The 11750-nt window shown below is 57.1% G+C and carries 9 protein-coding genes; 8 read left to right on the forward strand and 1 reads right to left on the reverse strand.

Going from position 1 to position 11750, the window contains the following annotated elements; translation table 11 throughout:
• Window positions 1–87: 87 nt before the first annotated feature.
• The gene (locus tag ABD76_RS03935; RefSeq protein WP_197254439.1) at window positions 88–1161 is read right to left on the reverse strand and encodes an FAD:protein FMN transferase; all 1074 of its coding nucleotides are present in this window, start codon (window positions 1159–1161) and stop codon (window positions 88–90) included.
• A 284-nt stretch (window positions 1162–1445) separates the two neighbouring features.
• Here ABD76_RS03935 and ABD76_RS03940 point away from each other — a divergent pair, with 284 nt between their 5' ends.
• The 8 genes from ABD76_RS03940 to ABD76_RS03975 all read left to right on the forward strand — a co-directional run bounded on the left by ABD76_RS03940 (window position 1446) and on the right by ABD76_RS03975 (window position 11704).
• Window positions 1446–1841, forward strand: coding sequence for a NusG domain II-containing protein (locus tag ABD76_RS03940; RefSeq protein ID WP_197254440.1), 396 nt, complete (start codon window positions 1446–1448; stop codon window positions 1839–1841).
• Complete coding sequence (locus tag ABD76_RS03945) at window positions 1825–3378, forward strand: Gx transporter family protein (protein WP_197254441.1); 1554 nt, start codon at window positions 1825–1827, stop codon at window positions 3376–3378. Before ABD76_RS03940 ends, ABD76_RS03945 begins: the two co-directional genes overlap by 17 nt.
• Entirely contained in the window at window positions 3351–4256 is a 906-nt protein-coding gene (locus ABD76_RS03950) for an ATP-binding cassette domain-containing protein (protein ID WP_197254442.1), read from the forward strand. The genes ABD76_RS03945 and ABD76_RS03950 overlap by 28 nt, the downstream gene beginning before the upstream one ends.
• Window positions 4257–4260: 4 nt before the next feature.
• Window positions 4261–5052, forward strand: a complete 792-nt coding sequence (locus ABD76_RS03955) for an energy-coupling factor transporter transmembrane component T family protein (RefSeq protein ID WP_197254443.1) — start codon at window positions 4261–4263, stop codon at window positions 5050–5052.
• 145 nt (window positions 5053–5197) lie between these two features.
• Entirely contained in the window at window positions 5198–7366 is a 2169-nt protein-coding gene (locus ABD76_RS03960; RefSeq protein ID WP_242069352.1) for a peptidase U32 family protein, read from the forward strand.
• Window positions 7363–8700 carry an aspartate aminotransferase family protein gene (locus ABD76_RS03965; RefSeq protein WP_197254444.1) on the forward strand — a complete coding sequence of 446 codons (1338 nt, stop codon included), beginning with the start codon at window positions 7363–7365 and terminating at the stop codon, window positions 8698–8700. The genes ABD76_RS03960 and ABD76_RS03965 overlap by 4 nt, the downstream gene beginning before the upstream one ends.
• Before the next feature lie 230 nt (window positions 8701–8930).
• A complete protein-coding gene (locus tag ABD76_RS03970) occupies window positions 8931–9803 on the forward strand; it encodes a UbiA-like polyprenyltransferase (protein WP_197254448.1) in 873 nt (290 codons plus the stop codon).
• Window positions 9804–10513: 710 nt separating this feature from the next.
• Window positions 10514–11704, forward strand: coding sequence for an IS701 family transposase (locus tag ABD76_RS03975; RefSeq protein ID WP_197254446.1), 1191 nt, complete (start codon window positions 10514–10516; stop codon window positions 11702–11704).
• The last annotated feature ends 46 nt before the right edge of the window (window positions 11705–11750 follow it).

Genomic DNA, 11750 nt, shown 5'->3' on the forward strand with positions numbered 1-11750 from the left:
CTGCGGGCGCTGCATAGGCGGCAAAAGGGTGCCTCCGGCCGTCTAAGGCCAGGGGCACCCCTTCCTATCGCCACAGGCAGCAAGCGATTATTGCTTGACGATGGTGTAATTGCTATTTGTCAGCTCGAAAATATCCTTAATGCCCGGCGTGCAGTATACTTTGTGATCGGTCGTGATAAAAATTGCCTCCGCTTCCGGATTGGATTCGATGAACTCCATTCCTTTGTCCAATCCCAGAGCGAACGTCGAGGTGGACAGCGCATCGGCATGCGTCGAGCTGCTCGTTACGATCGTGACGCTGCTCAGGTTATTCTCGATCGGATACCCGGTCATCGGGTCCAGAATGTGGTGATAGTGCTTGCCGTTTTCGACGAAATACCGCTCATACACGCCCGAGGTGACAATGGTCTTGTTCTGCACCTTCATTTTGCCGATCTGATTGCCGCGCGTCTCATCCGGATCCTGGACTCCGATGATCCAATCCTTGCCGCCCGGCTTCGATCCGACGGCGAAGATATTTCCGCCGAGATCGACGATCGCGCTTTCGAATCCCGACTTGCGCAAATAATCCGCGATACGGTCAGCGGCATAGCCTTTGCCGATGCTGCCGAGGTCAAGCTCCATGCCTTCTTTCTCGAGCTTCACTTCCCGCTTGTCCGGATTCAGGGTGACGTCCCGGTAGTCCACCAGGTCCAGCTTCTGCTTCAAATCGGCCGGAGCGGGAACCTTGGCATTCTCCGAGCCGATGCCCCACAGATCGACGATCGGGCCGACGGTCGGATCGAACATGCCGCCGGTACGCTTGGCGTAGTCCAGCGAGGTGGCGATAATATCGAATGTATCCTGGGAGACCGCCACGGCTTGCTTGCCGGAAGCGGCCTGGACTTGGGAGATTTCGCTCCCCTTGTCCTGGCGGTTCATTTTATGGTCGATCTCCTTGAGAATCGCTTCGATATCCTTGAATTGGGCGTCTCCCGCCCGATCATCATATATTTTGACCGTCACGATCGTATCGAAAATGAAGTAAGTTTGCTGCTTGATCGAAGACGTTTCGGAGCCGGCATTCGTGGAATTCCCCTTGGCGCATCCGCCAAGCACGAGGATGAAGGCCACGAGCAGTAGGAGGCAGCTTCGAAGCGGCAGACGTCGATGTAGTGTCATATTCTCAATTCCCCCGTTCGGTTAGACTGACTGGATATCGGTTCGCGCCAGCTTCCTGTGGCGGCGAAGCTCGCTTGCGGAACACGCTTATTATAACAGTTACGGATGGAGTTGCAAGGAAGCCCGTTACGATCCCGCTCTGGGCGGGGACTCGGCACCAGACGTCATCGATGGACATGAGCAGATGTCATCGGATGGACATGGAAGTTCATTGATGATGAGGGATGGGAGTTGTATAATGGCAAAAGATAAACTATTCAAATTTAATCCAAGGAGTCATTGCAATGAAACGTGGAGACCTGATTCTCATCGGAGTCATTGTCATCGCGGCGCTGGCGTTTCTTGTGCCGAAATGGCTGTTTCAACAAGAAAGTGAAAATTTGCACAATTCAAAGGTGTTTGCCAATATTACGGTGGACGGAGAATTGTATCAAAAAGTAGAACTGACGAAGGAAGAGCAGATTATAAAAGTCGAAACAAGCAAAGGACTAAATATATTGAAGGTTCATGACTATGGCATTGAAATGTTCGAGGCCGATTGCCCGGATAAAGTATGCCTGTCCTTCGGCTTCGTGACCCGTCCGAACAGCACGATCGTCTGCATTCCTCATCGTGTGCTCGTCGAGCTGGTAAGCGAGGACGGCGTAGGAGAGGATGAGATTGATGCGGTCGTACAATAGCCCGGCCTGGCGGAAGGGAGAATCCTCTTCGGACGCCTTGAAAAGGGCGGTGATTATCGCGATTTTTAGCGCCGTGGCCGTCGTGCTCGGCTTCGTGGAAGCGATGCTGCCTGTGCAGACGATTATGCCGATTCCCGGCGCGAAGCTGGGGCTCGCGAACGTCATGATTCTCGCCTGCCTCTACTTCCTGCGCGGCCGCGACGCGTTGATGCTGGTCATCTTGAAGACGTTGCTGATGACCTTGATGCTGGGGACGTTCTCCGCATTTCTGTTCAGCTTCCTCGGATCGCTGTTCAGCTTCATCGTCATGTATGCCATCTTGAAAATCGGAAAAGATCACGTCAGCCTCATCGGCATTTCCGTAGTGGGCGGGGCGGCGCATAATGCGGGTCAGTTGACAGCCGCGTATATTGTATTCCGCACCGCCAATATTTTTTATTACTTGCCGGTGCTGCTGATAACCGGCGTTGTGACCGGCGTCTTCATCGGCATTGCCGTGAAGTACATTGTGGCGGCGCTGGCGAAGCTGCCGCTTTTTGACAAGCTGACGCCGCAGATCGACAGCTCGGCGGCGGATGCGAACCGGCAGGCGGCGCTTGATCGCAACCAAGCGCTCGCATCGGATATCCCGTCGAACGCAGCGCCGGGGGCGGCCGCGGAACCGTCGCCCGTCGGCCTGGATAGAGGCCCGGACGGCCAAGGGGTGGATGACGCGGTCGTCTTGTCCGGTATCCGGTACCAGTACCGTCCGGACCGCCTGCTCTTCGACGATCTGTTCCTCCGTATTCCGAAGGGGCAATGGGTGTCTATTGTCGGACCGAACGGCTCCGGCAAGTCGACGCTGGTGAAGCTGCTGAACGGCCTGCATCGCCCCCAGGCCGGCCGCATCGAGGTGGCGGGCCTGACGCTGTCCGAAGCGAGCCTGGAGGAGATTCGCCGCCGCGTCGGCTTCTTGTTCCAGAACCCGGACAATCAATTTTTCGCGACGACGGTCCGGGACGATATCGCCTTCGGCATGGAGAACCGCTGCCTTCCGCACGCGGAGATGGAGCGCAGGCTGGCGGAGGCGGCACGGCGGTTCGGCGTCGAGCCGCTGCTTGACCGCCATCCCGCGCAGCTGTCCGGCGGACAGAAGCAGCGGGCCGCGATCGCCGGGATGATGGTGCTGGAGCCGGAGGTGCTCATTTTCGACGAGGCGACCTCGATGCTTGACGAACGCTCCAAGCGGGAGATGACGGCCTATTGGACGGAGCTGCATGCGAGCGGCAAATATACGATGATCTCGATTACGCATGATGCGGAAGAGATTATGGCCTCCGATCGCGCGATCGTGATGAAGGACGGAAAGATTGCGGCGGATGTCGCTCCCGAGGCTTTGTTCACGGATGAAGCGCTGATGCGGGAGTGCCGGCTGCAGGCCCCGTTCATCTGGTCGGTGGCGCAAGCGCTGCGGGAGCGCGGCGTAGCTGTCGCCACGACGAATGACGAGAGAGAGTTGGTGAACGCCTTATGGCCATCGTGCACGCCGAACGATTAACCTATGATTATATAACGCAGGGACAGCCGCCGGTCCATGCGCTGCAGAATTTGGATTTTGCCGTCGGTTCCGGCTTCACGGTCGTGCTTGGCTCGACGGGCTCCGGGAAATCGACGCTGCTGCAGCATTTCAACGGCATCCTGCAGCCGACCTCCGGGAAGCTGCACGTGCTGGAATATACCTTCGAGGGCGGAGCGAAGCAGTCCGGCCTCAAGCCGCTGCGCCGCCGGGTCGGGCTCGTGTTCCAATTCCCCGAGCATCAACTGTTCGAGGAGACGGTCGAACGGGACCTGATGTTCGGGCCGATCCAGTTCGGGGCGAAGCCCGAGGCAGCCGCCGAAGCGGCGCGAGAGGCCCTCGCGATGGTGGGCTTGCCCTCCTCGGTGCTGGAGGTCAGCCCATTCGAGCTGAGCGGAGGCCAGATTCGCAAAGTCGCGATCGCGACGGTGCTCGCCTCCGATCCGGAGCTGCTCGTGCTGGACGAGCCGACGGCCACGCTGGACCCAATCAGCCGGGCGGAGCTGATCCGGCTGCTGCACGGATTGTGCGCGCAGCAGGGCAAGGCGGTCGTCATGGTGACGCACCGCCTGGATGAAGTGTTCGCGTACGCCGACCGCTTCATCCTGATGAAGGAAGGCCGCATCGTATTTCAGGGCGGCCGGCAGGAGTTGATGTCCCGGCCCGAGGAGCTGGAGGCGGCCGGCATCGAGATTCCCGCCATGCTGCGCCTCGCGGCGCTGGTGGCGGAGAAGACGGGCGCGCCGCTCGACACTCTGCCCGCCGATCCCGCGAGCTTGGCCGATTGGATTGCGGAGCGGCTGGGCATGAAGGATGCCGGAAGCGCGGAACGCCCATTAGACAGCAGGGAGGGGGACTAACCAGATGGAAGCCAAAATGATGCTCGGCCGGTACGTCCCCGCCGATTCCTGGATTCACCGCCTCGATCCGCGGGGGAAGCTGGTGGCGATGGTCCTTTTTCTGATTACGGTCATTATGGCTGAAGCCTTTGCGGAGCTCGCGGTGCTGAGCGGATTCGCCCTGCTGGTGATGATGAGCTCGCGCATTTCCTTAACCCGTTATTTTCGGGCATCGCGGCCGCTCTGGTTCATCATGGCCTTCATGTTCCTGTTCTATGTCTTATTCGACAAGACCGGTAATTCGCTGGTGAATGTGGGCAAGCTCAATATTACGACCGGAGGCGTTACGTACGGGGCGTACGCGGTATGGCGCATGGCGCTGCTTGTCACCTTTACCGCGATTTTGACATTCACGACGACGCCGGTCGAGCTCAATCTCGGCCTGGAGCGGGTGCTGAAGCCGCTGCGCTTCGTCGGCGGCTCGCCGCAGCAGTGGTCGATGATGATCGGCATCTCGCTGCGCTTCATTCCGACCATATTCGAAGAGGCGGACAAGGTCATGAAGGCGCAGGCTTCGCGCGGCGCCGATTTCCACGAGATCTCCTTCGTCCAGAAGGGCAAGATGGTCATGACGCTTATGGTGCCTGTCATCGTCAGCGCGTTCCGGCGGGCCGAGGAGCTGGTCCAGGCGATGGAGGCCCGGGGGTATGTGCTCCATGCGCCGCGCACGTCGCTGCGCACGCTCGCATGGCGGACGCCGGACACGCTGTTCATCGCATCGTTCCTCGTCCTGCTGCTGTTCATATCGTGGTGGTGATCGTATCGGTTATAGATCACCACCTCTTCTATATTTGCAGCCTATTAAGCGAAAAATATCACATAAAATATTTCAAAGCCTGATATATTTAAAATTAGGAAAAATAAAATTTGACAGCATGGAGTATGGGATAGGAGGAACGGGCATGGCTAGATTTTTTCACGGCAAAGAGGTCGAGCTGCTGGCACCGGCAGGCACGTTTGATATTTTCAAAGAAGTGATAGAGGCGAATTGCGATGCCGTCTATTTCGGCGGGCCGTCGCTGAACATGCGAATGATGCGTAAAGGCTACAATCTGTCCTACGACGAGATTCGGGCGGCCGCAGAGATGGCGCATGAACGGGGCAAGCGTGTCTATGTGACGGTGAACAATCTGCTGAACGGCGAAGATATCGAGGAAGCGAAGCGGTACTTGTCGTTCCTGAACGAGGTTGGCCCGGACGGCATTATCGTCCAGGATATGGCCGTATTTCCGCTGATTAAGGAGATGAACCTGAACCGGCTTCCCGTGCATGCCTCGGTGATGATGAACGTGCATAACGAGGAAATGATTCGCGCGCTGCAGGAGCTGGGCGTCACGCGCATCGTCGCTTCCCGGGAGATGGATCTCCGGACGGCGCAGCTGCTGCAGGCGAAGACCGGCATGGAGTTCGAATACTTCGTCCATGGCGATATGTGCACGGTGCATGGGGCCAACTGCTACTACAGCTCGCTGCTGTTCGGCAACAGCGCCAACCGGGGCCGCTGCATGAAGCCGTGCCGCTGGGAGTACCGCGTGAAAAAGGACGGCAATGTGTACCCGACCGAATATCCGCTGGCCGCCAAGGATATGAATCTGTATGAGCATATTCCGGAGCTGATCGAAGCGGGGATTACCTCCTTCAAGATCGAAGGGCGGATGCGCGACGCCGAGTTCCTCCGCCTGCTGGTGAACAGCTACGGAGACGCGATTGACCGCTATATTGCCGATCCGGTCGGATTCGAGCGCTCGCAGGACAGCCGCAAGCTGTTCGAGAACCGGAAGCGGGATTTCACGACGGCCTATGCGTTCGGCAAGCCCGGACTGGATTATCTCAATACCCGTTATGAAGGAACCGGCAAGTTCTACAGCACGGGCAAAGTGTTCAGCACCCCGACCGCCGAGCGGGAAATGAAGGCTGAGCGCCTCGAGCAAGTGAAGGCCGCCTTGGCGGAGGTGCGTACCCCGTCCGGCCGTACGGAACGCCCGCAGCTCTCCGTTCATGTGAACGATGCCGAGCAGGCGCGGGCCGCGCTGGAAGCGGGGGCCGATATCGTCTATCTCGCGGGAGACGTGTTCCAGCCGGCCCGGCCGTTTACGCGCAGCGATATCGAGCAGATCGCCGGCGCCGCCGGCGCGTCGAAGGTGGTGCTCGGCCTGCCGCGCATGATGGACGGGCTGCATATGGAGCAATACAGCCATGCTCTGACGCAGGATCGCAGCGGCCTGGACGGACTGCTCGTCACGAATCTCGGCGCGATGCGCCGCTTCCGCGATGCGGGTCTGCCGCTGATTGGGGATGTCAATCTGAATGTGTACAACGCCCGTTCGGCCGAGTTCTATCACGAGCGCTTCGGCCTGGAGCGGGTAACGGCATCGCTGGAGCTGCCGCTGCATGATCTCGCCTTGCTGCTGGAGCAGAGCCCGGTGCCGGTCGAGGTGATCGTACATGGGTCTCCGGTCGTCATGTACTTGGAGCTCGATCTGTATGAGAACGCGGAGGCGCTGGAGCCGATCGGCCAGGAGGATAACCGTTACGTCGATAACCGTTATCTCGTGCTGATGACAGACAAAGGGGAGAATCCGGTTTATCGGGATGCCCGCGGCCGCAACCATCTCGCCTTGTGCAAGGAGCTGTGCTACATGCCGTTCCTCGCCGAGCTCCACTCCGCCGGAGTGAACCATTTCCGGATTGAAGGGCAGTCGTATACGGCCGAGCAGCTGCGCGGCATCGTGCAGGCCTACCGGACGGCGCTGCAAGGACTGGAACGGTGCGAGGATATCTATCGCGGGATGAAGCCGGTCTATGCCGGCTATACGCTGGGCGCGCTGCAATTCGACCGCCCGATGGGCGAGCCGAAGGGCCCGGCCGAAGCGAAAACGGAGGCGGAGTCTGCGGCAGAATCGAAGGCAGCGGCAGACTTGAAGGCAGCAACGGAATCGAAGACATCGGCGGAAGCGAATGCCGCAACACAGTCGAAAACGTCGACGAAACCGAGTGCGGCAACGGAACCGAAGGCAATGACGAATAATAAGGAATCAGCCGGCCAGAAGGAAGGAGCGGGTGCGCGATGACAAGCATCGGGAACGAGCGGCAGGAAGAAAACCGGACAAGCGGGGTAGGGGAGAGCGACTTTATCGGCCCGGAGGGCGTGCTCGCGAAGCGGCGGGCTTATTTCTACCCGTGCACGCAGCATTTCTATCGCCGGCCGCCGCAGATTGTGCGCGGATCCATGCAATACTTGTACGACCATGAAGGCCGCCGGTACACGGATTTCTTCGCCGGCGTATCCGTCGTCGCTTGCGGCCACTGCAACCCCCGCATCGCGGAGGCTTCGGTGAAGCAGCTGCAGATGCTGCAGCATACGACGACGATATATTTGACGCAGCCGATGGCCGACCTGGCCGAGCGGCTGGCGAACGGCATCCTGCCGGGCCGGCTGTCGCGGACGTTCTTCTGCAACAGCGGTTCGGAGGCCAATGAGGGCGCGATGCTGCTCGCCCGGCTGCATACGAAGCGCCGCGATTTCCTGGCGCTGGAGTATGGGCTGCACGGCCGCACCTGGCTGACGATGGGCGTGACCGGGCTGCCGATGTGGCGGGCCGACGACCATCTTGATGAGGGCGGCGTGACGTTCATTCCGCGGCCGTACGAGCCCGGCCTGGACGCGGAGATCGCGATGCGGCGCTCGCTGGAGGCGCTGAAGCAGGCCCTTGAGGCGGCTCCAGAGCGGTATGCGGCGATGATTGTCGAGCCGGTTCAGGGCAATGGCGGCATCATCGTGCCGCCGGAAGGCTATTTCCGCGAAGTGAAGGCATTGCTTGAGGCCTATGGCGTGCTGCTGATCGCGGATGAGATTCAGACTGGCTTCGGCCGCACCGGCCGCATGTTCGCGCTTGACTATGACGGCATTGCTCCGGATATCATCTCGATGGCCAAGGCGCTTGGGAACGGGGTGCCGATCGGCGCCTTCGCGACGACCGACGAGATTGCGGCGAGCTTCAACCGGCCGTCCGCCTCGACCTTCGGAGGCAATCCGGTCTCGTCCGTTACGGCGCTGGCCGTACTGGATTATATCGAGCAAGAAGGTCTGGTCGAGCGGGCATCCCGGTTGGGCGAACGGCTGAAGCAGGGATTGGAAGAGCTGCAGCGGAAGCATGGGGTCATCGCCGACGTGCGCGGCCGCGGCCTGATGCTCGGCGCAGAGCTGCAGGGCGCGGCGGGAACGGACAGCGCCGCGCTGACCGACGCCGTGCTGGAAGCGATGAAGGAGCGCGGCTTCATCATCGGGAAGAACGGCATCGGCCGCAACGTCTTGGCGTTCCAGCCGCCGCTCGTCATCGAGACGGGCGATATCGATGCGATGCTGGTAGCGCTGGATGATGTCCTGGGCGGCATCGAAGCGTAGACTCAGGCATTGCATCGGCCGCATTGACCTGTGCCAGGCGCCGTGTGCATAGAGGCATGGAGGTTGCCAGGACGGAGAGTATGTATAGGTTTTGTCGGGGCGACAATATATGCATAGGCATGTTCCAGCCCGGAGCCGCAGCCTGCACCGGTTCATCCGTGCGGGCTGCCATGGTTCCGGGAATTGGCCTGGCACCGAAGTTAGGATGACTGATATTGGGGGAGTCAGAAATGATCTGGATTCAGAAGCTGTACCGCAAGACACGGCTGTTCGGCGAGCTCGTCATGTTCTCGCATACGCTGTTCTCGCTGCCGTTCGCGTTGATCTCGATGGTATGGGCCGCCGGCGGCCTGCCGTCCGCGCATGTGATGCTGTGGTCGCTTATCGCGCTGGTGGCGGCGCGGAACGGCGCGAACGCCTTCAACCGGCTGGCCGACCGGGAATATGACGAGGCGAACCCGCGGACGGCCCACCGCCATCTGCCGCAGCGGCTGCTTCAGGAGCGGGAGGTGACGGCGTTCATCCTGCTGAACTTCGCCGTCTTCATCTTCGCGGCTGGCATGCTGAATCCGCTCTGCCTCTGGCTGTCCCCGGTCGCGATCGCGCTCATCTGCTCGTATTCGTACACGAAGCGGTTCACCTGGCTCTGCCATCTGTATCTCGGCTTCACGATTGCATCCGCGCCGGTGGGCGCCTGGTTCGCCGTCACGGGCAAGCTGGCTATGACGCCGTTCTTGCTCGGCCTGGTGGTGATGCTCTGGATTGCCGGCTTCGATATTATTTATGCGACGCAGGATATCGAATTCGACCGGAAGACGGGACTGTGGTCCGTACCGAGCTTATTCGGCTACGAGGATGCGCTGTTCATCGCCCGCGGCCTCCATACGATTATGCTGGCAGTGCTGTTCGCTCTCTTCTTCATCCGGGGGCTCGGTTGGATCTACTTGACGGGCATCGCGGCCTCCGCCGTGCTGCTTGCGGTCGAGCACCGCATCGTCCGGCCAAGCAGCCGGAAGCGGATGAACGTGGCCTCCTACAACCTGAATCAGGTCATCAGCATGCTGATCCTGTTTTGCACGATGGCAGATTTCTTTTTGCTCTGATATAGTGGGGTTTCAGAGATGTGCTTCGCGGCGGGAGTCTTCACAATGACTTGCTTCGGGCTGAGAACTAGGAGAATAGGGGTCGGCATTGTCTCCTGATTGTGGAAATATATCTAAAATGTCCATGAAAATATGGACAAAAGGGGATTACACTTTCAGCGCCGGGAAAAATCAATATGTAGACTATTTCGATGCTAATTTCCTATATATAGTGGACCATGCCCTAAGGAAAAACGATCTCTCTCTCAAAACAGTGTCCACTATTTGAAAGACAATACTTTGACTTTTCCATGATGTAAGGACAATACCGGCGCTTATCCCGAATAAGAACCAACACCCGCGAAGGGTGTTTTTCTTTTGTGCTGAATTCAAAGCCTCTTACCGCCCATCCTTTTGCTTTGGATTTTCTGGATATCTTTTCTATAATGAATCCAATTCCAATTCCGATTCAGATGCGTAGGAGAGGGGAGACAGGAAGAGATGACAAGTTGGCTGGAAAATTATCTTTCCATTCTCGGACTAAGCAAGGAGCCCCCTTCTTATGATTACTTGGCAAGAATATGCCGCTCTCATTTAACTGCGCTGCCGTTTGAGAATATAACTGTACTTGCCCAAATTCGCTGTAATTAAATAGCAGAAAAAGAGACACCCTTGACTCTCTGTGTAAAATAGAAGTGCGACCAACCACTCTACGCAGAGGAGATCAAGAAATGTCTCATACGTATACGTTAACACAGCATCGCCATTGGAACAATATCTTTCGGCAATGGAAACTCCCGTTGTATTTTTCCAAATCTGTCCTTAATCACATCACTCACTTTGTAGATGGCATGTTGTCATCTGGATTTACAGGTACCTTAACAGACATACATCGTGAAAGCTTGCATCATCGGGATCGCAGAAGCTTAAGTCATTTTTTATCCCATGGGAAGTGGGATGAACAGTTCCTGAAGCAAATCGTACGTAATATCGCCTATCAGCAAGTCAAATACAGCGCTAAGCACAATAACAGTCCTATCTTTGTCATTGTAGATGATACGGTGTGTGAAAAAACCAAACCTTCGTCACGGGCGGTTGACTCGATCCAGGGCTCAGCCTTTCACCACTCTCATCTCAAGGGAAAGAAGGTCTATGGTCATGCTGTAGTGGAAGCCATGCTACGGGCGGGTGATATAGTATATCCCTTTGCAACAGAACGCTATGAATCCAAAAGCAAGAGCAAGATTGATCTGGCTTGTGACATGATCCGGCAAGTGCCCAGGTCCCATCACCAAACGTACGTATTAATGGATTCGTGGTATCCTTCAGCCTCTGTTCTTCAGGTGAGTAGCGAGCAAGGATTCCATGTCATTAGCGGTCTGAAGACCAATCGCATCATTTACCCACAAGGGATTCGCCAATCGATTAAAGAATTTGCTTCGTTTATGTCGAAGTCTGATACCGATCTCGTGACCATCGGAGAAGACTCTTATCGCGTTTATCGATACGAAGGAAAGCTCAATTTGCTTGATAATGGAGTCGTTCTTTTCTGCTGGAAAGAAGGAGAAGAACTGAACCCTAAGCAGGTGAAAGCTTTTCTAAGTACAGATGTTTCTCTAACCAACAAGCAAATTCTGAGCTATTATAGCAAGCGATGGTCGATTGAAACGTATTTTCGAACGGCGAAAGTCCACCTCGGCTTGGATCGATATCAGGTTCGATCTACGAAAGCGATCGATCGCTACTGGGCGCTACTCTCTTTTGTTTCGATGTGCTGTATTTACAGCGGGCAAGGCTATCTTTTGGATGGATTGCACCAATATCGACGAGAAAAAAAGCAACATTGGATTGAATATGTTTATAAACAAGCTCTATCCGGAGTAGCTCTCGCTCAAATTCAAACACAGCTTGGAGCTGCATAGGGGTACTGTCAGCTTTTTTAGATTTACATTTTCTTGAAGTGTTTAT

Source organism: Paenibacillus dendritiformis, from assembly GCF_015845845.1.
GTDB lineage: Bacteria > Bacillota > Bacilli > Paenibacillales > Paenibacillaceae > Paenibacillus_B > Paenibacillus_B dendritiformis_C.